The sequence below is a fragment of the Brucella sp. genome, assembly GCF_032066345.1.
In the GTDB taxonomy this organism is placed as follows: domain Bacteria; phylum Pseudomonadota; class Alphaproteobacteria; order Rhizobiales; family Rhizobiaceae; genus Brucella; species Brucella pseudogrignonensis.
In genome coordinates, this window is record NZ_DAMBKZ010000004.1 from 169,389 (window position 1) to 192,543 (window position 23,155).

Genomic DNA, 23,155 nt, shown 5'->3' on the forward strand with positions numbered 1-23,155 from the left:
CGAAATGCGGTTGCTTCGTGCCCCTCTGTCTCAAGCCTGAGAGACTCGCATAGCTATAAAGCTATACTTACACCTTCGGCGCGGGGTTTCCCCCGACTTTCCAGAGTTGCCTTACCCGTCTGCGGTTCCTTGTACCTGAGAGATTTCGGGCGATTTCCCCTTCGGTGGCCAACTTGCGTCAGCTCTCTCCCGCAGACAAACAGTGACAGAACATTCTCGTAAAACGCAACGCTCCATCACACGACATAAGTCACTTAGCTTAAACCGTTTCTGGTGTCATGTATAATTATTGTCACGAGACGACAATTCCCGGGGATTTTGCGACAAAAATCGATCTTTCCCGAAAGCGCAAAAGAACCCTCTAACAAAGTCCCTTACATTAGTGAATATGGCTGGAAATTTACAATCCATTAAGGATTGAGGCCATAAAGGGCGCTCAAATTGGTGATTTGGGCAGTCGGCATGATGATTGTGATTATAAAATGACCAAGCTGCGCAAAAGCCATGCAATCGACAGGCTAAATTGCACAGCAGCTATGCAAATCTGTCTCTCCACTTCCGAAATCATCGAGCCTATATGCTGTTCGCAACACAGAGAGATAAGATTTTACTAGGTGAGAAAAATGAACCTGATCCGCTCGTACAACAACTGGCGCCGCTACCGTAACACGGTAAATGAACTGAGCCGCCTGAGCCCACGCGAACTGAACGACCTTGGCATTCTTGCTTCGGAAATCCCGTTCGTTGCACGCAAGGCAGCTGCTCGCTAATAGCGCCTCGAAAGGCACACGCCTTTTTCTGGACCGCGACCCTTTAAACCACGCGGTCCTCACAGTTTCCAAGGTTTTTGCCGGGGCGTTTTCCTCCCATTCCCCCGGTGACCGCAAGACCGGAACTCCTCCTCCCAAGCCGGTCTTACCCTAAATGACACCCGCCGCTCCTCCCGCGGCGGGTGTTGTTTTTTTTAACAGCGGCTCCAGTTAAGACTGAATCATTGGAGCCGCTGTAAGTTTTTGTTTTTACGCATTATCCTATGCAAAACCGTTTCGCACTTTTGCTGGAAATGCTTTATGCAGCCTCCTGTATCGCAAGCGCCGACTTTTCGCGACCCATCCGATCCAGTGCGATAGAGATTGCAAACACGACAAGACCGGCAACTGCCAGAAGCGCACCGACCGTTCCGGTTGAAGTCCAGCCAAATCCCCATGCAACCGCCAAACCACCCAGTGACGCGCCAATCGCATTGGCAAGATTGAGTGCTGAATGATTAAGCGCTGCTGCCAATGTCTGCGCATCCGCCGCAACATCCATAAGGCGCGTCTGCAATGCTGGAACTAGCGCAAAGCCACCGCCAACCAGCAATATGTTTAAGAATGCTGTGGCTGGATGCTGCATCAAAAATGGAAATGCCAGCATGACGGCCATGTCGTAGAGCAGCACCATTCCAACAGTGCCCATCACAGTGCGGTCAGTCAGCTTTGAACCAACGATGTTGCCAAGCACCATACCAAGCCCGAATGTGGCAAAGACCAGTGGCATCCATTTCACGTCGACATGCGAAACTTCAGTCACGGTAGCAGCCACATAAGTGAAGACGGAGAACAGTCCGCCGGTGCCAATCGCGCCTATTCCAAGGGTCAGCCAGACCTGCTTGCGACGGAAGGCACCAAGCTCACGTAGCGGAGAAGCGCCTTCGTCTGCAGGCTGCTTGGGCACATATATCGTAACCAACACCATCGTGACGATAGCGATCAGGCCAACAGCTGCAAACATTGCACGCCAACCGGCCACTTGTCCGAGCCATGTCGCCAAAGGCGTTCCGCACAATGTTGCAACGGTCAGCCCCATCATCACGCGGCCAACGGCTTGCGCACGCTTTCCGGGCGCCGCCATGGAAGCAGCCACCAGCGACGCAACCCCAAAATAAGCGCCATGCGGAAAGCCCGCAACAAAACGCATGATATAAAGACCGGTATAGTCCTGCATGAATGCACTGGCCAGATTGCCGAGTGCAAACAGTCCCATGAAAAGAAAGAGCAGTTTGCGGCGATCAAGCTTTGCACCAATAACTGCAAGCACCGGCGCACCGATCAACACACCCAACGCATAAGAACTTATGAGATGACCCGCTGAGGGCATATCGACCTGAAGATCGCGTGCGATATCCGGCAAAAGTGCCATGATCGCGAATTCGCCTGTGCCGATACCGAAGCCGCCAATAGCGAGTGCGAGTTCCGCCAGTCGCGCAGGCGAACGTGACGAAGTTTCCGGCAACGAAGCCGAAGTTTGAATTTTTGACATGAATGTGCCTGAAGGGAATGGAGGATGTCGGACAACCCTACCACTCCTTTCAGGCAAAGGCGATACGCTTTATCGTGATAAGCGCATGGGAAATCGCTGCTTACTTAGAGCGCCGTGCGCCCTTTTGGGCGCGCAAAGGTCGCTCTAACAGTTTATATTTACAGCATAATTTTACCTTAAACTGATTCAGGTTTAAGGAATTATGCTGTAGCCGCCACAACCTCGATTTCGACCTTGAATTCTTCCCGTGTAAAGCCGGAAACGATCATCAGCGTTGAAGCCGGTGCGGGCTGCGGAAACAGGCGATCACGCACATCCATATAGGGACGCATATAAGCGCGATCCGTCACATAGGCATTGATACGCACGACATCGAAAAGTTCCATGCCGCCATTGCGCAAAATGCGACCGATGTTTTCAAAGCAAAGCTCTGCCTGCGCGCCTGCATCTTCCGGCACCGATCCATCTGGCGCAATGCCAAGCTGGCCGGAGCAGAATATCAGCTCGGCACCCGCACCCACCTTCACGCCATGACTATAGGCGGCAAAGGGAGCAGCCATATCGGCTGGCAGCAAATGTTTCAAAACAGTCATTTTATGTCCTTAGGCTTTTGGTGCTGATGCCAGCAATTCTTTGAGCCGTGCAGCACCCGCTGCAATATCGTCTTCGGTGGGATTGATACCCGCTGCAAGCAGCCGCCGGGCAATCATGTGATCAGCCGGACGGTTAATAGAATCGACCGCAACCAGCTTTTCGCCTGCAAAATGAAACACCGAGAATGCATTATCTTCGAGATTGCCTGACAGAATATGACGGTCGGCATCAAACGACAGCCCAGCGGTCTGCAATTTCATGTCACCCTGATCCGACCAGAACCAAGCCACATCACGAAACGGCGTACCGCGCCCGACAATCGAGCGCGCAACATGCTTGGCCTGATCGGTTGCATTCTGCACCGATTCCAGTCGTACGCGACGACCTGCATGGAAATGGTCATAGCTCACGCAATCGCCAATCGCATAAACATACTCACTCGACGCACGCATATGCTCATCCACCACGATGCCATTATCGACAACAAGTCCGGCTTCGGTCGCAAGCTCGACATTTGGAACAGCACCCGTCCCCAGCACCACCATATCAGCTGGAAAAAGCGTGCCGTTGGCCGCTTTCACACCTGTAACGCGGCCGTCTTTACCCTCAATCGCGTCAACGCCAACGCCCGTCAGAAGCGTAATATCCGACGCACGGCTGCGTGTTTCAACATGCGCCGAAATATGTGTGGCAACCGAACGACCCAACACACGAGGGGCTGCTTCGATCAGTACGGTCTTCTTGCCAAGAGCTACAGCACTATGCGCCATTTCAAGACCGATAAAGCCGCCACCGATAATCACCACGTTTTCAACACGCGGCATCATATCTGCAATGCGGCGCGCATCACCCAAACGGCGCAACGTGACAACGCCATCGAGACCAACACCCGGCATGTCAGGAATGCGTGCGCGGGCACCGGTCGCAAAAACCAGCTCCGACCAGCTTAGCACCTTGCCGTCATCAAGCGTGACTGTCTTGTCAGTCAGAGACACATGCTCAACGCTGTGCCCGAAAAGCATCTCTATATTATTATCGCGATAGGTACTTTCCGGACGTAGAACCAGAATGCCTGCTTCCGGCGCCTTCAGATAGGACTTGGAGAGCGGCGGTTTGTGATAGGGAATATCCTGCTCATCATTGATCAGGATGATCTCGCCCGCATAGCCTTCTTGTCTCAGACTGATTGCCGCCTGCGAACCTGCATGGCCCGCGCCAATAATAATACATCTGTTGTCCATAGGACCTCCGGAATTTTCCCGCGCATCATAATCATGAGACAGGCGGTCGCGTGGCGAATTCGTCACGGATTCACACCTTAATTGCACGCCTCCCTATTTTTTTAAACATTTAGTTTGACCGATCGGTCAGATTGTTTAGTAAGTTCTTTGCTTCAGCACGCAGCCTACCCCCAGCAGCCAGCCAGGAGCCTCCACTTGAAACGATATTGGTCAGAGTATACGAGCGAGGCATTCTCCCGCCTGGAGCGCGATAAAATCGTGGCAGTTCTGCCCGTTGGCGCGATCGAACAGCACGGACCACACCTTCCTCTGGCAGTGGATGCAGCGATTGTGGACGGCATGGTGAAAGAAACCATCGCCCGCCTTCCCGATGAAAGCAAAGCGCTGTTCCTGCCAACGCAAGCTATCGGCAAAAGCAATGAGCACAGCCTTTATCCCGGCACACTGACATTCTCGGCAGAAACGCTCATTCGCATGTGGTGTGAAATTGGCGCCTGCGTTGCCGCAAGCGGCGTTCGCAAAATGGCGCTGCTGAACAGCCATGGCGGCCAGATCACAGTCATGGACATTGTGGCGCGCGAATTGCGTATCAAACACAATTTGATGGTGTTCAGCGTCAACTGGTTTGGCCTCGGAATGCCTGAAGGCGTTTATAGCGAGCACGATCTCAAGCACGGCATCCATGCCGGCGACATGGAAACCTCTGTCATGCTCGAATTCCACCCGGACCTGGTGGATATGTCGAAAGCGCAGAATTTCCGCACACTGACCGAAACGTTGGCTTCTGATTACAAGCATCTTTCACTGAGCGGTGGCGCAAAGCCAGCATGGCAGGTGCAGGACATCAACGCTCACGGCGCTGCCGGCGACGCATCGATTGCCACCGCTGAAAAAGGCCGCAAGACCATCGACTTTGCTGCCGAGCGGCTGGTCGAGGTTCTGGCTGAGATCGAACGAGCGCCGCTCTCGTGGCTCGATAATCAACCTGCCTGGTAAGGACGATGAGCGTGGCCCCCAACTCGCAAACCCCATCTTCCCTGATCGATATCAACGGCGTCTATAAGCAATATGGAACAGGCGTCATTGCGGTCAGCGATATGTCGCTCAAGATCGAACAAGGTCAGTTCGTAAGCTTCCTCGGCCCATCGGGCTGCGGAAAGAGTACAGCACTTCGCATGATTGCAGGCCTTGAATCCATTTCGGCAGGCGACATCCACGTCAATGGCCATGCACCGGGCAAAGGGCCCATTGGTGCGCAGGATATTGGCTTTGTGTTTCAGGAACCTACCCTGATGCCGTGGGCCAGCGTTTTTGACAATGTCTATTTGCCACTCCGTCTTTCCGGCATGTCGCGCAAGGAAGCCACGCCACGCGTGGAAGAAGTGCTGACTCAGGTTGGCCTGTCCCGCTTTGCCAACGCCTATCCCCGTGAACTTTCGGGCGGCATGAAAATGCGCGTTTCTATTGCCCGCGCACTGGTCACGCGTCCGCGTCTTCTGTTGATGGATGAGCCTTTTGCAGCGCTTGATGAAATGACGCGCTTCAAGCTCAACAATGATGTGTTGCGGCTCTGGCAGGAACACGGCCTCACCGTGGTCTTCGTCACGCACAGCGTTTATGAATCCGTCTATCTCTCTAACCGCGTCATCGTCATGGCCGCACGTCCCGGACGGGTCGTTGCCGATATTGCCATTGAAGGCAGCTATCCACGCGCTGAAAACTTCCGCACCACGGAAGCTTACGCAAAGGATTGCGCGACGGTCTCCGATGCACTCACCGCAACGCTTTCGTCGCAAGACATCGACCATTGAGGACAGGGATCATGCAAAACCAAACGCCTGTTCTGAATTCCGAACAACATCGCCTCGCCCGCAGAGACCGCAACTTGCGGATCATCATGCCAACGCTTGCGATCATCATCGCGCTTGGCATCTGGGAAGGTCTGGTGCGCTATTATAATGTGCCGCATTATCTGATCCCTGCTCCGTCGCTCATCGTCGAAACGCTGATTAAGGACGGGCCATCGCTGATGACGTCGATGTGGTTCACGGTCAAACTCACGCTGATTTCGCTGCTCTGCGCCATTGTCGGCGGCGTACTGCTTGGCATGATCTTCGCGCTGTCGCGACCGATTGAAATGGCTTTCTTTCCATTTGCCGTCATTCTTCAGGTAACGCCGGTCATTGCCATTGCACCGCTGATCCTGATCTATGTGCGCGATACGTTTTCAGCTTTGCTTATCTGCGCATGGATCGTGGCCTTCTTTCCGATCCTGTCAAACACGGTTATCGGCCTGCGTAGCGCCGATCATAATCTGCGCGATCTGTTCAAGCTCTATCGTGCCTCGCCATGGCAGCGTCTGCGCTATCTGCTTGCTCCAAGCGCGCTGCCTTACTTCATGGCTGCGCTCAAGATCGCTGGCGGGCTCTCGCTGATCGGTGCTGTGGTGGCAGAATTCGTTGCTGGCAGCGCCGGCCAAAGCACTGGCCTGGCCTCGCGTATTCTGGAATCGAGCTTCCGCAACGAAATCCCGCGCATGTTTGCTGCACTGTTCCTCGTTTCGCTGCTTGGCATTGTGATTTTCCTGATCACAAGCTGGCTGTCGCGCCTTGTGCTGGGACGCTGGCATGAAAGCGAGATCCGTCGTGAAAGATAAGATTGGCAAGGCTGATTTACTCAAAGGCGTCGCGGTTGCGGGTCGCAGCGGGCACTATGATATCGGCATCGATGGCGGACGCATTGCCTTGCTGACGCCTTCGCAAGCAACAGGCGGCGGCTTTATCACACCGCTTCTCGCTGATGTGCATGTGCATCTCGACAAGACATTCACCATCGGTCGCATAGCCGAGCGTGGCAGCGCCAAAGTTGATTGCCTGTTTGATGCGATTGATCTGATGAATATCGACCGTGAGAGCTGGAACTCCGACGATATCCGCGCACGCGCCACACGCGGTCTGGAAACAGCCTATGCGCAGGGCGTTGGTGCCATGCGAACTCATGTCGATTGGACCACACCTGATGTGCCGACAGCCTGGCCGGTGCTGAACGAGCTGCGTCAGGAATGGAAAGACCGCATCGACCTTGAGCTAGCAGCACTTATCCATGGCGATATCGTGCTTGATAGCGGTGCTGCAATTGCCCAGCGCGTGGCAAAAGATGGCGGCGTCCTTGGCGCTTTCTTCTATCGCAATGCTGATCTTGAAGCCAAAATCGAAGAGATGTTCCGTGTCGCCGTGCAGCATGATCTCAAGCTCGACTTTCACGTCGATGAAGGGCTTGAAGTTGAAGCCGATGGCTTCTCGCTGATTGTTTCTGCAACCAAGCATCACAATATGGGGGGCCGCGTTCTTTGCGGTCATGCCTGTTCGCTTTCGCTGCGTTCACCCGAGGAACTAAGCCGCATTCTTGATGCCGCTGCGGATGCGGGAACAGCGCTTGTATCGCTGCCGACATCCAATCTCTATCTGCAAGACAGGATTGGCGGAAAATCGCCACGTCTTCGCGGTGTAGCACCGCTTAAAGAAGCACGTCATGCAGGCATGGACGCCATGCTTGGTTCAGACAATGTGCGTGACGCTTTCTATCCCTATGGCGATTACGATCCGCTTTCGGTTCTGCGCCTCGCAGCCCCGGTCTGCCACCTTGAGCCGGTCGAATGGCTCGACAGCATCACCACCCTGCCCGCGCGTTTCATCGGAAGCGACCGCGTTGAAGCGCTGAAAGAAGGCGGGATTGCGAATTTTATCTGGCATGACGCCACAGACATCAACGACCTTATCAGCCGTCCGCAGGCGCCGCGCGTCATTTGGCGCGATGGTACAAAAATTTAATCGGAGAACCCCATGAATTCTGCCGCACCACAGCGCATCTATGACTGGGCCGCCTTTCGCGCCGAAATCGAAGGTATCCGCATTTATGACGACCCCAAGCAGGTCGAACTGCGGTCCCGCGATTATTTCTGGTATAGCCCAATCCTGACGGAAGACATCGGCCATTATTTGGGCGATCTCGTCGTCATCCCAAAAGATCAGGATGAAGTGCGCCGCGTGGCAGCCGCAGCAGCAAAGCTTCGCATTCCGATCACCGTTCGCGGTGGCGGCACCGGCAATTACGGCCAGTGCGTTCCGCTTGAAGGCGGCGTCATTCTCGACATGACCAAGATCGACCGCATCATCGCAATCGAACCGGGCAAGGTTCGCGTTGAAGGCGGCGCACGTATTTCGCGCCTCGATGATGCTGTGCGTGAAACGGGTCAGGAACTGCTGATGTATCCGTCCACCCGTCGCATTGCCACGATTGGCGGCTTTTTCTCAGGCGGTTCGGGCGGCATCGGTTCGCTGCGCCACGGCATGTTGCGTGACGATGGCAATGTCTATTCGGTCAAGGTTCTGACCGTTGAGCCAGAGCCTAAAATCATTGAGCTGGCAGGCCGCGACATCCATAAGGTGCAGCATGCCTATGGCACCAATGGTATTATTTTAGAGCTCGAAATCGGCCTCACCAAAGCAACCGAATGGGTGCATACTGCAGCGCTCTTCGATAGTTATGAAGCAACGCTGAAATTCTGCCTCAAGGCGCTGGAAGAAAACCTCGATTGCTATCTGCTGACGACGGTAGACCGCCGCTTTGCGCGCTTCTACACCAAGTTTGGTGATCTTTTCCCATCCGACAAGGATGCGGTTTTTGCGATGATTGCACCGGAAGAACTGTCTCGTTTCGAGCAGTTGGCCACGGAGTTCGGCGGCAATGTTTCCTTCTCGATGACGCTGGATGAGCTGCACAAAGCCGGTCTTCAGCCTGCATACGAATGCGGCTGGAACCACACCACCCTTCAGGCGCTGAAGGCAGAGCCGGGCTGGACCTATTTGCAGGTTGCCTATCCGCGTCCGTTCGACATCGATGTGGTGACACGTCAGATCGAACGCTACGGTGAAACGCAATATATGCATCACGAAATGGCACGTCTGGAAGGCGAAGTTCAGATTTTTGCCTTGCCGCTTGTACGCTTTGAAGGTCGCGATGAGATGTATCGTTTGATCGAAGAGCTGGAACAGGTTGACGGCTGCGATATTTACGATCCTCACGCCTATACGATCGAAGACGGCGGCATGAAGGAAATTGACAGTACGCAGATCGAATTCAAGAAGCAGGCTGATCCTTATGGTCTGCTTAATCCAGGCAAAACCCGCGGCTGGACAGCCGATATGGTAGCAAAAGACTAATCAAGGGGAACCAAAATGAAAAAAGCACTCTTTGCGGCAGTCGCCGCTTTCTCGCTCGGCCTATCCGCACAGATGGCCTATGCACTCGACAAGGTGACGCTCGGCACCAACTGGCTGGCGCAGGCTGGTCACGGCGGCTTTTATCAGGCTGTTGCCGATGGCACTTATGAGAAATACGGCCTCGATGTGAAGATCGAAATGGGCGGACCTCAGGTCAACAATCGCCCAATGCTGGCCGCTGGTCGTCTCGACTTTCTGCTGACCGGCAATCTGCTTTTGTCGTTCAACAATGTTGCCAATGGCGTACCAACAACGGTTGTCGCGGCTTTCTATCAGAAAGACCCGCAGGCACTGATGGCGCATGAAGGCGAATACAAGGACTTCAAAGACCTCGTCAATGCACAGACAATCCTGATTTCCAAGGATGGTCAGTTCTCGTTCTGGCCATGGCTGGTGAAAGATTTTGGCTTCAAGGACGAACAGCTCCGCCCTTATGGCTATAGCCTTGCTCAGTTCCTCGGCGACAAGAAGACCGTGCAGCAGGCCTATGCAACAGCAGAACCGATCTATGCTGAGAAAGAAGGCGCGAAAGTCACAACCTTCCTGCTCGCAGATCAGGGTTATAGCACCTATGCAAACACCATCGAAACGCGTCAGGATCTGATCGAAAAGAACCCGGATCTCGTACAGCGTTTTGTGACCGCTTCCATCGAAGGCTGGACCAACTTCCTCTACGGCGACAACAGCAAGGCCTATGAGCTGATCCTCAAAGACAACGCTGATATGAGCAAGGAAACGCTCGATGCAGAGCTTGCACGTCTTAAGGACCTCAAGCTCATCGACAGTGGCGACACGCTGGAAAAGGGTATCGGCGCCATCGATATGAACCGAGTCAAGGAATTCTACGAACTGGCTCGTAAGTCCGGTATCGTGAGCGGTGATGAGCTGGATATGACCAAGGTTGCCACCGACGCCTTCGTAAACAAAGGCGCAGGTCTCGACATCAAGAAGCAACTGGGCCAATAAGCGCCTTTTAAAAATCTGGAAGCCGCTCTGCGGCTTCCGTGCCAACGCCGGCTGGAGCGCATGACGACAAACCAACAGAATGACGATGACGATCTGACAGGGCGGGACAAGGTTCTCGACCGCAGGCGTCGCATTCAAAGCGCTATTCGCACAGCCGCCATTGATGAGTTTGCGGAAAAAGGACTTGTGGGCGCTTCAACGCAAGGCATCGCGCAACGTGCTGGTCTCACCAAGCCGCAACTTCATTACTATATTTCCAGCAAGGAAGAGCTCTACGAGGATATTATCATCTTCATCCTCGACGAGTGGGAGGATATTTTCCTTGGTGCCAGCACCGAGGAAGACCCGGCCAAGGTGATCAGGCAATATATCCGTGCCAAGCTCGAATATAGCCAGAAAAACCCCAAGGCCTCTCGTCTTTTTACCACCGAGATTGCCAATGGCGCGCCCTATCTGAGCCGTCACTGGAAGAAGCACGTCTCGGCAACGCACAATGCGGTGAAGCTCATTCAGTCCTGGGTCGATGACGGTCGCATCAAGCCTTTGGACCCTCTGCTTTTTCAGATGCATATCTGGGCAGTTACTCAGCACTATGCGGATTTTGAAGCACAGGTTCGCAGCATGATGTCGCTCAGCAAAGACGAGCCGCTGGACCTTGATCGCATCGAAAAAGAAGTCTCGACGCTGTTTCTGCGCGCCTGCGGGCTGGACTGAGACCCCGTTAAAACTACCAGCTTTTCGATTTAAGACTAAAAATGTCAAAAATGACATATCGGATGACAGATTCCAGTTGCATCCATAAAGTAACGTGCGTTAAAGTTGCTGAAAGTTTTCGTGAACTCTACAAGTTCATCCTAATCGAAATACTATTAGAGCGCCGTGCGCCCTTTTGAGCGCGCACAAGTCGCTCCAAGTTTTTAGAACAAGCATCGACCATCCCTTTGGCGGGGGGCGATGCATTAAGGAGCAGGTTCTTGGGGAGGAGCCTGCTCCTTTTCAATTTTAGAGCGCCGTGCGCCCTTTTTGGGCGCACAAAGGTCGCTCTAACACTGTATATTTACAGCATAACTTCGCCTTAAACTGATTCAATTTTAAGTAATTATGCTGTAAGGCAAACTTAGGCCTATCTTATGGAAAAAAAACAGAAAAGCCCCGGCAAAGGCCGGGGCTTTTCTGCGTCTTAGAGCGCGTCCCAAAAAATGTAAAACGATTTTCGGGACGCGCATTAAAACTAGAAGTTAGAACGAGCATATTCAGAAAGCCATTCTTTAACCCGATCCGGATTATCGGCAATGTACTTGTCGACAGCCTTCTCGTAAGAAGTTTCCTGCGCATCGAACATTGCAGCTTCCAGCTCATTGATTGGAATGCTCATCTTCTCAAGGAGAGACGCAACCTTTGGATTTTCTTCCTTGAAGCCCTTACGAGCCAGAGCATCGATATGTTCTGCACCGCCAAGCGCACCTTCAGGGTCGGCAATGTAGCGCAGCTTATACTTGCCGAACATCCAATGCGGGCTCCAAGAGGTGGCGACGAACCAGCCGTCCGAGCGCATTGCGCGATCAACCGTCGTCAACATTGCAGCTTCACTGGAAATATTGAGCTTGTAATCAAGGCCGTATTTCTTGATTGCTTCGTCCGAAAGACGGGTCAGACCTGCACCCGGATCGATGCCCTGAATTTCACCTTTCAGCTTCTCACGAACTTCAGGCTTCTTCAGATCTTCAATCGAACTGATTTCGCTTTCCGGGATATAGTCTGGAACAATCCAGCCAAGCTTTGCACCTTCGTAAAGCGGGCCAAGATTTTCGACCTTGTCTTCCACACGCTTGTAATAATCAGCATGGGTCTCCGGCAACCAGGCCATCATCATGGCATCGATATCGCCACGACTTACGCCTTGATAAAGCGGCGCTACGTCGGTCTGAACCAGCTCAACCTTCTGACCAAGCTTGTCTTCGATCAGCTTGGCTGCGAGCTTGGTGACGAATTCTGCGTCAGACCAGGGAGCCCAGCCGATCTTCACCGTTTTGCCGTCTTGCGCGAAGGCTGCTCCGGCAGACAAGCTACCTGCTACCACTGCTGCAAGACCGAATTTTGTTAGCTTTCCTAACATGGCTTCTCCTTTGTGATTAACTGTCGTTCCCGTTATTATTATTTATGCTTCCTGCTTGCGGAACGCAGATGAGGATGGCTCATCTGCTGTCTTTTTCATAAAGGACAGCCTTTTGAAGAAGCCCAACAAGCCCCCGGAATTTCTTTTGCCAAAGCTCTGTGTGATACGGTCGAGGATAACCGCCAGAATGACCACCGCGAGACCGCCTTCAAACCCCTTACCGACATCCAGACGCTGAATACCGGTCAACACCGTGTTGCCGAGGCCGCCCGCTCCAATCATCGACGCGATAACGACCATCGAAAGCGAAAGCATGATCGTCTGGTTCATACCCGCCATGATGGAAGGCATGGCGTTCGGAAGCTGTACCTTGAACAGCAGCTGGCGCGAGGTGCAGCCAAAAGCGAGGCCCGCTTCAACAAATTCAGCATGAACCTGACGGATGCCGAGATTGGTGAGACGCACCACAGGCGGCATGGCGAAAATGACGGTAGCAATCGTGCCTGGCACTGCGCCAAGGCCAAAAAACATTGCTGCCGGAATGAGATAAACGAAGGCAGGCATCGTCTGCATCAAGTCAAGCACTGGGCGAACCACCGATGCGACAGCATCGCTGCGCGCCATTGCGATACCAAGCGGAATGCCAATCACCACTGCGATAATCGTGGAGGCAAGCACAAGTGACAGGCTCTCCATCGTGCCGCTCCACAATCCCATATGGATAATAAGAGCAAGTGCAAAAACTGTGAAAACTGCGAATTTCCAACCCACACGCCAAAGCGCAAGCAGCGTGAGAATAGCAATGCCACCGAAAGGCGGAATTGCAAGAAGAGCATTTTGAATGCCATCGGTCACAAAACCGATTGTGGCTGCGATCATATCGAGCGCAGGCGTAAAGTGATCGAGAATGTAGTTCACCACTACATCCGCCCATCCGCCGATACTAAAATTCAGATCCATGGTTTACCGTCCATTTCAGATCGAGTTACCTATGGCTGGACATTGTCCAATACGGGTGTCCAATACGGGATCAAACCCGAATGCCTGAGAAAATATGAGCGCGCGGATCAACCCGCGCGGCCGAGAGTCTCAAGCAAAGCCGATTTACTGATAGCGCCGAGATAGCGGTTATGCCGGTCGGTGACAGGCACAGGCCAAGGGCTTTCAGCGACACGCACCAAAAGACCGGAAAGAGGAGCATCGGCCTGAATCGCGGCCGCACCGTCCAGCTGATCGCTCTCCGCCTTAAAGCTTCCGCTTGCGAGCGCATCCCGTGTGACAACGCCACGATAAATGCGATCTCCATCAAGCAAAACACCGTAAGACTTGCCGCTGGCATCAAGACGCTCAAGTGCCGAAGACAATTGCGCTGGATCGAAGACGATCAACTCATCCTCGCGCGCAACATCCGCCGCTTTGAAGACGCGTGAGACATCCACATTACGGAAGAACGAGCGTACATAATCATTGGCGGGCGCAGAAACGATTTCGTTCGGCGTTCCAACCTGTACGACCTTGCCGTGCTGCATGATGCAGATACGATCGCCAATACGCATGGCTTCATCGAGATCATGGCTCACGAAGATGATCGTGCGGCTGTGTTCTGCCTGAAGACGCTTCAGCTCATCCTGCATTTCCGTGCGGATCAGCGGATCAAGTGCAGAGAAAGCCTCATCCATCAGCAGAATGGTCGGTTCGCTCGCAAGTGCTCTCGCAAGTCCAACGCGCTGCTTCATGCCGCCGGATAGCTGATCAGGCATAGAGTTGGCATAAGGTTCGAGCCCAACAGCCGCTAACGCTTTGAGTGCTTTCTCGTGGCGTTCGGCCTCGCCCATTCCCGCCACTTCGAGACCGAATGAAGCGTTGTTCAAGACTGTACGGTTGGGGAGCAGAGCAAAGGATTGAAACACCATGCTCATGTCGCGGCGGCGAAGATCAATCAGCTCGCGCTTCGACATTTTAACGATATCACGGCCATCGACTTCGATGGAACCTGCCGTTGGCTCTATCAGACGATTGAGCAGTCGCAGAAGCGTCGATTTACCTGAGCCAGAAAGGCCCATGATGACGAATACTTCGCCTTCTTTAATATCGAAGGTCGCATCATCTACGCCGATTGTAGCACCAAGATCACTGTGAATCTGGGCTTTTGATTTGCCTGCACGCAATTCCTGCATTGCGCGCTCCGGATCGTCGCCAAAGACTTTAAAAACGCCGTTCAAGCTTATCTTGGTCTTAGCAGGCGACTTCATACTTTCTTCCTTGTATAAAATACCATGCATTATGTTTAACCCCGCTGTGCTGGCGGGTTTAATCTCCTTTGTAACATCATTATTTCTTCATTCATGCGCGAATTGGACATGCGCAACTTGCAGGCGTTGATTGACCCACTGAGAATGATTAGCGATTGGTGTGATGTATTTATATAGGCCATTTCCCGACATGTCCACCCACAGTGACGGATTCATCTTGGCGCAACCCCTTCCCATGATTATTTTTGATGGGTTGCACGACGAAATATGCGAGCTGATCGACAGGTCCAATTGGGAGGACTAATCAACCAGTCTGGCATTAATAGTAATCCGGGGGAAGGCTTGCACACGAGCGAGCTGCGACAAATATGCAATTAGCTGCGACATGAGGCAATTTAGTATTCGCAGAATATAATTTCGCTTAATTGCAGTAAATTTGTATGATTATACTTATGCCTTATCTGGCGTCATTTGCCAGAAAAACGGGCACAAATCAAGCGATCCGCGCCCGAAATTTCAACGTGAATGAAGCGGCCTGGATTAGCGATTAACCATATATCCAACGAAGCCGGTGATACGCCAGCGATCACCGTGGCGACGGCAAAAATAAAGCGTTTGCCAGTTTAACCTGTCGTGTGTTCCATCTGCTTTTGCGATGGTCCCATCAAACTTTTTACGCGCAATAGCGACATCGCCATTGATATCAATCACGTTGAGTCGCGTGGCACGGAAAACGCCGTCTGCAAGAGATTCGGCATATTCCGTTGCTGCGCTTTCCGCTGCCTGACGCAGCCATTCATCGCGATAGGCGGTAAGTGTCGGGAATGCTGCGTCCCATTTATCGGGATCGGATTCACCGTGAGCATGGATGCCCAGAAAGCGCGGTTCATCAAAATCATCGGCAACCAGAGACCAGTTTTCGGTCACGAATGCCTCGATATCGCGGCGCACAAGCATTTCCCATATTTGCTCGCGATCCCTATCGCCAGCAAATGGATTGACGGCTTCTTTCACATACCCCTCCTGATTACTTTAGTTTTCCGCGCGCAGCGACCGGCAGAATATCAATGACATCGTCACCGGAAATGAGATGCACTTCGTCGAAAAGATTGGATACGACACAGACGTGATCGGGAATGACCCTAACCTTGTCGCCGATTTTCAAACCGGCCAGATCGCCTTTTAGCGTGCCGTGCTCTTCGCTGAGGCCTGTTACCCGGGCTTCAGGCTTTCCGGCCAACTCGCCAAAATCCGCCAGCCCGAGCGTATCGCTTGAAAGTGACTTGGAGCCGGCATCGATAATTGCGCGATCTGCAGTTGGATGGCTGACAATCGTCGAAAGTACGGTCAGCGCACAGTCGTCCAACGTCGCAGCACCCTTTGCCACCTGATACCGGTCAAAATAGATATAGGTGCCCGGCCGGTATTCTGTAACGACGCTTTGCGTTGGCGAGCGCCACATATCGGGTGTGCCACCACTTGATATCGTCTCGCACTGAATGCCATTTTCTGTGAGCAGATTGCGTGCTGTCAGAAGCCATTGTTCAGTCTGCTCAGCCTTGCCTGCAGCTGGGTAAGTCATAAGGCCACCGAATTTGAGACCCTTGCTCTGCTCAATCTGACGCGCAAGTTCCAGCGCCTCTTCAGGTGTTTGCACACCACAGCGCCCCATGCCCGTGTCGCATTCGACCAACACTTTGAGCGGCCGCCCCTCATTGGTAAAGCGCTTTGCCAAACCTTCAAGGCTCGTCACATTATCGACTGTGACCGAGATCGTTATGCGCTGATGAAGGGCATAAAGCCGGTCGAGCTTTTCCTTGCCCAGAATATTATAAGGCAGGAAGATATCGACAATGCCAGCATCGGCCATAACTTCCGCTTCGCCGATTTTCTGGCAGGTAATACCGGCTGCACCTGCTTCGAGCTGCCGCCGCGCGAAGAATGGCAGTTTATGCGTTTTGATATGTGGGCGGAGTTTCACGCCAATCGCATCAGCATGGGCTTGCGCCTTGGCAATATTGGCCTGAACGCGATTAACATCAATCAGAATTGCAGGCGTATCAATCTCACGGACGTTTGTAGGCCTTGTCATTCGTCAATCTCCCAGCGGCAAGCGCGGATCATCAATCTTGAGTGTGTTCAAACTGTGCTTGATGCGTCTCAGGCTCTCAAGCACTTTCGGTCCATGGATTTCAGCGGTGGCAGTCGCAATCATGTCGAGAATTGCCATAAGTGCAAAACGGGAAGAGGTCGGCTTATAGAGATTTCCATCTTCATTGGGCTGAAACGGAATGACCGTGTTGGCAGCCTTCGCCAAATCAGACCCCGGTGCGGTGATCGCGACGGTTTCGGCACCATATTGCCGCGCTACCAGTATCGCCTCGACAACGGACCGGGCATAGCCCGAAACTGAAAACGCGATGACTGTTGTTTCACGCGTCGCAACAGCCGCATACATGCGCTGCAATTGGCCATCCACCTGCGCCAACACCGGAATTCCAAGCCGAAAAAGCCGGTTTTGCAATTCCGTCGCCATCATTGATGAAATGCCGCCAGAGCCTATGCAAAGAACAGAACCAGAGCTGATTATCCGTTCGGCGATCTTCATGACGACCGACATATCGAGATTATCGCTTGCGCGATGAATTGCGGCGACCGCGGCGTCAGCAACCGCAGAAGCAATGCGGGCCTCGCGGATATCACGGGCAGGCACTTCTGCCGTCAGATATTGGCCACCAATCGCCAACGCCTGCGCGAGAAAAAACTTGAAATCACGAACACCATCGCAACCCAAAGCACGGCAGAAGCGCGTTACCGTCGGCTCACTCACCCCTGCACGCGCTGCTATTTCTGAGATTGCTGCCTTTGACGCATAGTCAGGATCAGACAGCACCAATGCAGCCAGTCGACGGTCGGATTTCGACCCGTCCTGTGCTGCGGCATGAAGCCTTGTGATGATGTCTGCAACCTTGCTCATACGGGATTTACAGCGGCAAACCGCTTTCCTTATCAAAGAGATGAATATGCTCGGGCTTTGCCGTTACAGGGACTCGCTCTCCCGGTGCAAGGTGAATACGTTCGCGGAATACGGCTCGCACAGCTTCGCCAGCAATTTTCCCATAAACATGGGTTTCCGGTCCCGTTGGCTCGACCACTTCAATAGCGAGCGTCAGCCCGCCCCCCTCTTTCGCAATGACGAAATTTTCAGGCCGCACACCCAATTCAACGCTGCGCCCGGCAGCAGACTTTCCGGGTATGGCGATTTCTTCACCCTCATTTGTGCGGAATTTTCCACCTTCGATCAGTTCACCCGGAATGAAGCTCATGGAAGGAGAACCGATAAAGCCCGCGACAAACTTATTAGCGGGACGATCATAGAGATCGAGCGGCGCACCAATTTGCTGAATCTTGCCTTGATTCATCACAACGATACGGTCCGCCATGGTCATGGCTTCGATCTGATCGTGCGTGACATAGATGACCGTCGATTTCAGACGATGGTGGAGCGCCTTAATCTCGGTACGCATCTGAACACGCAGCTGTGCATCAAGATTGGACAGTGGCTCATCGAAAAGGAAGACCGATGGTTCTCGTACAATCGCACGTCCCATGGCGACTCGCTGACGCTGACCGCCGGAAAGCTGGCGCGGATAACGATCAAGATAGGAATGCAGATTGAGGATCGACGCGGCCTTATCCACTTTGGCTGCGGTGGTTGAACCATCTTCGCCGCGGATACGCGGACCAAAGCCGATGTTTTCGCGTGCCGTCATATGCGGAAAAAGCGCATAGGACTGAAACACCATTGCGATGTTGCGCTTTTGCGGCGGCAGATCATTGGCGCGTTGGCCGCCAATAATCAAATCACCGCCCGAAATCGGCTCAAGCCCCGCGACCATGCGCAGAAGCGTGGATTTACCACAACCAGACGGGCCGACGAGCACTAGAAACTCGCCATCCTCAATATCAAGATCAACCCGATCAAGAACATTCATCTGTCCGAAAGATTTGGTAATGCCACGCAGGGAAACATTTTTCATCACTCAGTTCCCGTTTAGAATATCATCGATAAATGGACGACAGCCGGCCATAAGTCCGGCATCGACCGGCAATATTGTGCCGGTGATGCCCGACGCCCTGTCGGATGCGAGGAAGGCAACCGCTTCGGCCACCTCATTAACTTTGACAATTCGTCCAAGCGGATAAAGTCGCTTGAGCTTGTCGAAAACGGCGGGGTCTTTCGCGATGCGATGATCCCAGGCTGACGTATGAATTGAACCGGGGCAAACCACATTGGCTCGTAAGCCGTTCTGTCCGTATTCAACAGCCAGCGCCCGCGCAAAAGCGTTGATTCCTGCTTTTGCAGCTGCGTAGGCAGGATTGCCGAAATGGGAAAGCGCATTGACGGATGAAATGAACACGAATGTGCCATGCCCCCGCGCCGCCATTTTCTTGGCGATTGCAGTGGAAACTGCGCTGACGCCGGTCAGATTGAGATCGATTTCGCGGTTGATCGCGGCCTGATCAAGCTCCTCGAATGATTCGGAGCGCGTCCAGCCAGCATTATTGATCACGATATCAGGCACGCCATCACTTGCCATAATGTCATTTGCTGCATTTTCCAGCGCATTACGGTCCAGAAGATCAAATGCATGACGGCTGTCAAAACCATCAGCCTGCATCACATCAATGCTTGTATCGCAGCCAATGATTCTCGCCCCACGCGATGAAAATAGCTGCACGAGCGCTGTGCCGACGCCGCCGCCTGCGCCGGTAATCAATACGGATTTTCCGGCAAATTCGCCTGAATGCTCCACTCTATTCCCCTTTATACAGCACTTTTCGCGCCTACTTATTCTGGTCAGCCTAAAAGTGAAAATGTAAGTTTGCAACAAAACTTTTTACTTGAAAGCGCAAAATTTGCCGATAATGTAAGAAAATAACAAAAATTAAGACGTCTTCACATGAAGCATGGGCAAACAAGGGAACGGGAAAATGTCTATCAATAAATGGAAGGCCGGCCTTTTGGCTGGATTAAGCATTCTGGCAATTGGTTCAGCCGCGCAGGCTGGCGAAGTGCGTATGACGGTCGCGGAATACAGCTCCAAGACCGGCCCATATTTTGAAGAAGTGAAGAAGGCTTTTGAAGCCGCAAATCCTGGCATCACACTCAATTTCGAGGTCGTGCCGTGGGATGTTCTTCTGCAGAAACTGACCACCGACATCTCGGCAGGCACCAATGCTGATCTTTCGATCATCGGCACCCGCTGGCTGATCGACTTCGTTCAGCAGGGCATCGCCGAGCCGCTTGACGGCTATATGGACGATTCATTCAAGGGGCGTTTCATCGAAACATTCCTGTCGCCTTCGGTATTGGAAGGCAAGACATACGGCCTGCCAATCGCAGCATCTGCACGCGCTATGTATTACAACAAGGAATTGCTTGAAAAAGCAGGCGTCACCAATCCTCCTGCAAACTGGGACGAAGTCAAAGCTGCTGCAGAAAAGATCAAGGCGCTTGGCGGCGAAAACTACGGTTTCGGCCTTCAGGGCAAGGAAATCGAAACAGACGTTTATTATTATTATGCGATGTGGTCGCAGGGTGCAGAAATTCTCAACAAGGATGGCACTTCTGGCCTGAGCACTCCGGGCGCATTGGAAGCTGCAAAGCTTTACAAATCGATGATCGACGGTGGCCTCACCCAGCCGGGCGTTACGTCCTATGCGCGTGAAGATGTTCAGAACCTCTTCAAGCAGGGCAAGGTCGGCATGATGATCACTGCGCCGTTCCTGTCCAACCAGATCAAGGAAGAAGCGCCAAACCTGAAATATGGTGTCACCGCAATTCCTGCTGGCCCAACGGGCGCTCGCGGCACTTATGGCGTGACTGACTCTGTCATCATGTTCCAGAACTCCAAGAACAAGGAAGAGGCCTGGAAGGTTCTCGACTTCCTGTTCCAGACCGAATGGCGTGCTAAGTTCACGCAGGGCGAAGGCTTCCTTCCTGTAAATAAGGAAGAAGCGAAGATGGATTATTACGTCAATAATGCCGATCTCGCTGCATTCACAGCTCTGCTTCCTGATGCGCGTTTTGCACCGATCATTCCGGGCTGGGAAGAAATCGCCGACATCACATCCAATGCGATGCAGAGCATCTATCTGGGTCAAGGCGAACCGGAAGCCGTTCTGAAGGAAGCTGCTGCCAAGGCAGATGCAATCCTGAAGAAGTAATCCCATCAACCCGGCGGCAGGTCAGCTCAAGACAGTTTGCGCTGTTTTGCTGCCGGGTTCCTTTTTCTTCCGTGGAATTTTTGGCCGATGCAAAATCGCACCCTGCCCTATTTTCTGATCCTGCCAAGCCTGCTGCTGGCTGCGGTGGTGATCTTCTGGCCGGTTGTGCATCTCTTTGAGATCGCCACCCATGATGTGAACCGTTTTGGCCAATTGCGCGATTTCAACGATGGCGCAAACTTTACGGCCCTGATCGCATCACCCGATTTTCTAAATGCATTGTGGCGAACTGCCGTCTGGACCGTGGCTGTGGTCGGTGGCGCACTTGTAGTGTCCATACCGGTTGCGATCATCCTCAATATGGATTTTTACGGTCGTTCCGTTGCGCGCGTTATCGTCATGTTGCCGTGGGCAGTTTCGCTCACGATGACAGCAATCGTCTGGCGCTGGGCGCTGAACGGCGAAAGCGGAATGCTCAATTCTGCATTGCGCAATCTGGGACTGATCGACAGTAACATCCAGTGGCTTGCCAGTGCTGCAACCGCATTTCCGATGCAAATTCTCGTCGGCATTCTGGTGACTGTACCATTTACAACCACGATCTTCCTTGGCGGCCTGTCTTCTATCCCGGAAGACCTTTACGAAGCTTCGTCGCTTGAAGGTGCAAGCCTCTGGCAACAGTTTCGTGAAATCACGCTGCCACTGCTTAAGCCATTTGTGAATATCGCAATCGTGCTCAACACGATCTATGTGTTCAACTCCTTCCCGATCATCTGGGTGATGACACAGGGCGGGCCGGCGAACTCCACCGATATTCTCGTAACTCACCTTTATAAGCTGGCTTTCCGGCTCGGAAAACTCGGTGAGGCGTCGGCGGTATCGCTGATCATGCTCGCCATCCTGCTTGTTTTCACGGCCATCTATATCCGGCTATCCATGCGGAGCGAACGCGCATGACCGCATCAAAAATAAAACGTACATTCATCGCCTGGATCATCTTAGCACCTTTAATCGTGCTGACGCTGTTCCCTTTTGCGGTCATGTTCCTGACAGCAGTGAAACCGCCGCAAGAGGTTCTGTCTCCAACGTGGTGGCCAAGTGAATTCCGCTGGGCAAACTTCTCCGAAATGTGGGTGCGAACCGGCTTCGGCACGGCTCTTCTCAACTCTTTCTACGTCTCGGTCATTGCTTCCATCGGTGCAATCATTGTGTCGATCCCAGCAGCTTATGCCATGTCGCGCTTCCATTTTGCGGGGCATGGCGCATTCCGCCAGTTCCTGCTTGTTTCGCAGATGATTTCGCCAATCGTGCTGGTGCTGGGACTTTTCCGGTTGCTTGCAGCTTATGGATTGATTGAAAGCGTTACAGCAGTTGGCGCCATCTATATGGCCTTCAATATCGCCTTCACAGTCTGGATGCTGCAGAGCTATTTCGACACGATCCCAAAAGATCTCGAAGAAGCCTCATGGATGGAAGGGGCTGGCCGCTTCAAGACGCTGGTCAAAGTGTTCTTGCCGCTCTGTCTGCCTGCTATCGCCGTGACAGCGATTTTCACCTTCATCAATGCATGGAACGAGTTCGTCGTCGCACTCACCATGCTGCGCAGTCAGGGAAGTTACACCCTTCCTATCCAGGTCTTCTCGCTGGTTGCAGGCCGCTACACGGTTGAATGGCACTACGTCATGGCCGCTACTCTCGTAGCCACTCTGCCGGTCGCAATCCTCTTCATATGGCTTCAGCGTTACCTGATCAAAGGTCTGGCGCTTGGGGCTGTAAAATAAACGGAGTCATCATGTCAAAGAAACAGGCTTTCGGTGCGTCCCACGTACCGCTCTCCCCTGCTGTGCGCGCTGGCGACACAGTCTATATTTCCGGTCAGGTGCCAATGGGTGCTGACGGCAAGATCGTAGAAGGCAATATAGAAGCCCAGACCAAGCAGGTTCTTGAGAACATCAAAGCAGCACTGGCCCTCGCCGGAGCAAGCATGGAAGACGTCGTCAAAACGACGATCTGGCTTGAAGATGCGCGCGATTTTGGACGTATGAATGCGGTTTACGCGACTTACTTCCCGAAAGATCCACCGGCACGCACCACGGTCGAATCCCGTCTGATGATCGACATCAAGATCGAGATTGAAGCCATCGCCTACGCACCGCAAAAATAGCCCGGGCA

The 23,155-nt window shown here is 53.1% G+C and carries 23 protein-coding genes and 1 riboswitch; of the genes, 12 read left to right on the forward strand and 11 right to left on the reverse strand.

The window, feature by feature from the left end; translation table 11 throughout:
• Positions 1-112: 112 nt before the first annotated feature.
• Positions 113-202, reverse strand: a riboswitch (glycine riboswitch).
• Between the two features lie 421 nt (positions 203-623).
• Positions 624-770 carry a DUF1127 domain-containing protein gene (locus tag RT142_RS07225; RefSeq protein WP_007879540.1) on the forward strand — a complete coding sequence of 49 codons (147 nt, stop codon included), beginning with the start codon at positions 624-626 and terminating at the stop codon, positions 768-770.
• Positions 771-1,068: 298 nt separating this feature from the next.
• Here the strand turns inward: RT142_RS07225 and RT142_RS07230 are convergent, their stop codons facing one another.
• The 3 genes from RT142_RS07230 to RT142_RS07240 form a co-directional block, all read right to left on the reverse strand.
• Positions 1,069-2,301, reverse strand: coding sequence for an MFS transporter (locus RT142_RS07230; RefSeq protein ID WP_313028129.1), 1,233 nt, complete (start codon positions 2,299-2,301; stop codon positions 1,069-1,071).
• Positions 2,302-2,501: 200 nt separating this feature from the next.
• Positions 2,502-2,894, reverse strand: a complete 393-nt coding sequence (locus RT142_RS07235) for a RidA family protein (protein ID WP_313028130.1) — start codon at positions 2,892-2,894, stop codon at positions 2,502-2,504.
• Between the two features lie 9 nt (positions 2,895-2,903).
• Positions 2,904-4,136 carry an NAD(P)/FAD-dependent oxidoreductase gene (locus RT142_RS07240; RefSeq protein WP_313028132.1) on the reverse strand — a complete coding sequence of 411 codons (1,233 nt, stop codon included), beginning with the start codon at positions 4,134-4,136 and terminating at the stop codon, positions 2,904-2,906.
• Positions 4,137-4,331: 195 nt separating this feature from the next.
• Here RT142_RS07240 and RT142_RS07245 point away from each other — a divergent pair, with 195 nt between their 5' ends.
• Genes RT142_RS07245 through RT142_RS07275 form a run of 7 tightly spaced genes read left to right on the forward strand, consistent with a single transcriptional unit; the run spans position 4,332 to position 11,098 of the window.
• Complete coding sequence (locus RT142_RS07245; protein ID WP_112813886.1) at positions 4,332-5,132, forward strand: creatininase family protein; 801 nt, start codon at positions 4,332-4,334, stop codon at positions 5,130-5,132.
• A gap of 5 nt (positions 5,133-5,137) precedes the next feature.
• A complete protein-coding gene (locus RT142_RS07250; protein WP_064321837.1) occupies positions 5,138-5,947 on the forward strand; it encodes an ABC transporter ATP-binding protein in 810 nt (269 codons plus the stop codon).
• 11 nt (positions 5,948-5,958) lie between these two features.
• Positions 5,959-6,792 carry an ABC transporter permease gene (locus RT142_RS07255; RefSeq protein ID WP_313028134.1) on the forward strand — a complete coding sequence of 278 codons (834 nt, stop codon included), beginning with the start codon at positions 5,959-5,961 and terminating at the stop codon, positions 6,790-6,792.
• A complete protein-coding gene (locus RT142_RS07260) occupies positions 6,764-7,966 on the forward strand; it encodes an amidohydrolase family protein (RefSeq protein WP_313028136.1) in 1,203 nt (400 codons plus the stop codon). Before RT142_RS07255 ends, RT142_RS07260 begins: the two co-directional genes overlap by 29 nt.
• A 12-nt stretch (positions 7,967-7,978) precedes the next feature.
• On the forward strand, positions 7,979-9,358 hold the full coding sequence (locus tag RT142_RS07265; RefSeq protein ID WP_313028137.1) for an FAD-binding oxidoreductase: 1,380 nt from the start codon (positions 7,979-7,981) through the stop codon (positions 9,356-9,358).
• Positions 9,359-9,373: 15 nt separating this feature from the next.
• Positions 9,374-10,384 (forward strand): ABC transporter substrate-binding protein, encoded by a 1,011-nt coding sequence (locus tag RT142_RS07270; protein ID WP_007879561.1) that lies wholly within the window; start codon positions 9,374-9,376, stop codon positions 10,382-10,384.
• Between the two features lie 60 nt (positions 10,385-10,444).
• On the forward strand, positions 10,445-11,098 hold the full coding sequence (locus RT142_RS07275; RefSeq protein ID WP_007879563.1) for a TetR family transcriptional regulator C-terminal domain-containing protein: 654 nt from the start codon (positions 10,445-10,447) through the stop codon (positions 11,096-11,098).
• Positions 11,099-11,615: 517 nt separating this feature from the next.
• Here RT142_RS07275 and RT142_RS07280 read toward each other — a convergent pair.
• The 8 genes from RT142_RS07280 to RT142_RS07315 all read right to left on the reverse strand — a co-directional run bounded on the left by RT142_RS07280 (position 11,616) and on the right by RT142_RS07315 (position 19,569).
• Complete coding sequence (locus tag RT142_RS07280; protein WP_313028139.1) at positions 11,616-12,500, reverse strand: glycine betaine ABC transporter substrate-binding protein; 885 nt, start codon at positions 12,498-12,500, stop codon at positions 11,616-11,618.
• 42 nt (positions 12,501-12,542) lie between these two features.
• The gene (locus RT142_RS07285; protein WP_007879566.1) at positions 12,543-13,460 is read right to left on the reverse strand and encodes an ABC transporter permease; all 918 of its coding nucleotides are present in this window, start codon (positions 13,458-13,460) and stop codon (positions 12,543-12,545) included.
• Positions 13,461-13,567: 107 nt separating this feature from the next.
• Entirely contained in the window at positions 13,568-14,752 is a 1,185-nt protein-coding gene (gene proV / locus RT142_RS07290) for a glycine betaine/L-proline ABC transporter ATP-binding protein ProV (RefSeq protein WP_007879568.1), read from the reverse strand.
• A gap of 540 nt (positions 14,753-15,292) precedes the next feature.
• On the reverse strand, positions 15,293-15,766 hold the full coding sequence (locus RT142_RS07295; RefSeq protein ID WP_064321843.1) for a hypothetical protein: 474 nt from the start codon (positions 15,764-15,766) through the stop codon (positions 15,293-15,295).
• A gap of 13 nt (positions 15,767-15,779) precedes the next feature.
• Positions 15,780-16,844 carry a D-TA family PLP-dependent enzyme gene (locus RT142_RS07300; RefSeq protein ID WP_313028141.1) on the reverse strand — a complete coding sequence of 355 codons (1,065 nt, stop codon included), beginning with the start codon at positions 16,842-16,844 and terminating at the stop codon, positions 15,780-15,782.
• A 3-nt stretch (positions 16,845-16,847) separates the two neighbouring features.
• The gene (locus tag RT142_RS07305) at positions 16,848-17,729 is read right to left on the reverse strand and encodes a MurR/RpiR family transcriptional regulator (protein WP_007879573.1); all 882 of its coding nucleotides are present in this window, start codon (positions 17,727-17,729) and stop codon (positions 16,848-16,850) included.
• A gap of 7 nt (positions 17,730-17,736) precedes the next feature.
• The gene (locus RT142_RS07310; protein ID WP_007879582.1) at positions 17,737-18,792 is read right to left on the reverse strand and encodes an ABC transporter ATP-binding protein; all 1,056 of its coding nucleotides are present in this window, start codon (positions 18,790-18,792) and stop codon (positions 17,737-17,739) included.
• A 3-nt stretch (positions 18,793-18,795) separates the two neighbouring features.
• A complete protein-coding gene (locus tag RT142_RS07315) occupies positions 18,796-19,569 on the reverse strand; it encodes an SDR family oxidoreductase (protein WP_007879583.1) in 774 nt (257 codons plus the stop codon).
• 178 nt (positions 19,570-19,747) lie between these two features.
• Here RT142_RS07315 and RT142_RS07320 point away from each other — a divergent pair, with 178 nt between their 5' ends.
• The 4 genes from RT142_RS07320 (at position 19,748) to RT142_RS07335 (ending at position 23,147) form a co-directional block, all read left to right on the forward strand.
• Positions 19,748-20,983: an ABC transporter substrate-binding protein gene (locus RT142_RS07320; RefSeq protein WP_079213725.1), complete on the forward strand. Its 1,236-nt coding sequence runs from the start codon at positions 19,748-19,750 to the stop codon at positions 20,981-20,983.
• An 87-nt stretch (positions 20,984-21,070) separates the two neighbouring features.
• Entirely contained in the window at positions 21,071-21,940 is an 870-nt protein-coding gene (locus tag RT142_RS07325) for a carbohydrate ABC transporter permease (RefSeq protein WP_007879587.1), read from the forward strand.
• On the forward strand, positions 21,937-22,764 hold the full coding sequence (locus RT142_RS07330; RefSeq protein ID WP_007879589.1) for a carbohydrate ABC transporter permease: 828 nt from the start codon (positions 21,937-21,939) through the stop codon (positions 22,762-22,764). Before RT142_RS07325 ends, RT142_RS07330 begins: the two co-directional genes overlap by 4 nt.
• Before the next feature lie 11 nt (positions 22,765-22,775).
• The gene (locus RT142_RS07335; protein ID WP_007879591.1) at positions 22,776-23,147 is read left to right on the forward strand and encodes a RidA family protein; all 372 of its coding nucleotides are present in this window, start codon (positions 22,776-22,778) and stop codon (positions 23,145-23,147) included.
• Positions 23,148-23,155 lie beyond the last annotated feature (8 nt).

Bases quoted from the DNA above. Each gene is read 5' to 3' on its own strand.
- RT142_RS07225 (WP_007879540.1), top strand. From the start codon at position 624: ATGAACCTGATCCGCTCGTACAACAACTGGCGCCGCTACCGTAACACG.
- RT142_RS07230 (WP_313028129.1), bottom strand. From the start codon at position 2,301: ATGTCAAAAATTCAAACTTCGGCTTCGTTGCCGGAAACTTCGTCACGT.
- RT142_RS07235 (WP_313028130.1), bottom strand. From the start codon at position 2,894: ATGACTGTTTTGAAACATTTGCTGCCAGCCGATATGGCTGCTCCCTTT.
- RT142_RS07240 (WP_313028132.1), bottom strand. From the start codon at position 4,136: ATGGACAACAGATGTATTATTATTGGCGCGGGCCATGCAGGTTCGCAG.
- RT142_RS07250 (WP_064321837.1), top strand. From the start codon at position 5,138: ATGAGCGTGGCCCCCAACTCGCAAACCCCATCTTCCCTGATCGATATC.
- RT142_RS07255 (WP_313028134.1), top strand. From the start codon at position 5,959: ATGCAAAACCAAACGCCTGTTCTGAATTCCGAACAACATCGCCTCGCC.
- RT142_RS07260 (WP_313028136.1), top strand. From the start codon at position 6,764: ATGAAAGCGAGATCCGTCGTGAAAGATAAGATTGGCAAGGCTGATTTA.
- RT142_RS07265 (WP_313028137.1), top strand. From the start codon at position 7,979: ATGAATTCTGCCGCACCACAGCGCATCTATGACTGGGCCGCCTTTCGC.
- RT142_RS07270 (WP_007879561.1), top strand. From the start codon at position 9,374: ATGAAAAAAGCACTCTTTGCGGCAGTCGCCGCTTTCTCGCTCGGCCTA.
- RT142_RS07275 (WP_007879563.1), top strand. From the start codon at position 10,445: ATGACGACAAACCAACAGAATGACGATGACGATCTGACAGGGCGGGAC.
- RT142_RS07280 (WP_313028139.1), bottom strand. From the start codon at position 12,500: ATGTTAGGAAAGCTAACAAAATTCGGTCTTGCAGCAGTGGTAGCAGGT.
- RT142_RS07285 (WP_007879566.1), bottom strand. From the start codon at position 13,460: ATGGATCTGAATTTTAGTATCGGCGGATGGGCGGATGTAGTGGTGAAC.
- proV (WP_007879568.1), bottom strand. From the start codon at position 14,752: ATGAAGTCGCCTGCTAAGACCAAGATAAGCTTGAACGGCGTTTTTAAA.
- RT142_RS07300 (WP_313028141.1), bottom strand. From the start codon at position 16,844: ATGACAAGGCCTACAAACGTCCGTGAGATTGATACGCCTGCAATTCTG.
- RT142_RS07305 (WP_007879573.1), bottom strand. From the start codon at position 17,729: ATGAGCAAGGTTGCAGACATCATCACAAGGCTTCATGCCGCAGCACAG.
- RT142_RS07310 (WP_007879582.1), bottom strand. From the start codon at position 18,792: ATGAAAAATGTTTCCCTGCGTGGCATTACCAAATCTTTCGGACAGATG.
- RT142_RS07320 (WP_079213725.1), top strand. From the start codon at position 19,748: ATGTCTATCAATAAATGGAAGGCCGGCCTTTTGGCTGGATTAAGCATT.
- RT142_RS07325 (WP_007879587.1), top strand. From the start codon at position 21,071: ATGCAAAATCGCACCCTGCCCTATTTTCTGATCCTGCCAAGCCTGCTG.
- RT142_RS07330 (WP_007879589.1), top strand. From the start codon at position 21,937: ATGACCGCATCAAAAATAAAACGTACATTCATCGCCTGGATCATCTTA.
- RT142_RS07335 (WP_007879591.1), top strand. From the start codon at position 22,776: ATGTCAAAGAAACAGGCTTTCGGTGCGTCCCACGTACCGCTCTCCCCT.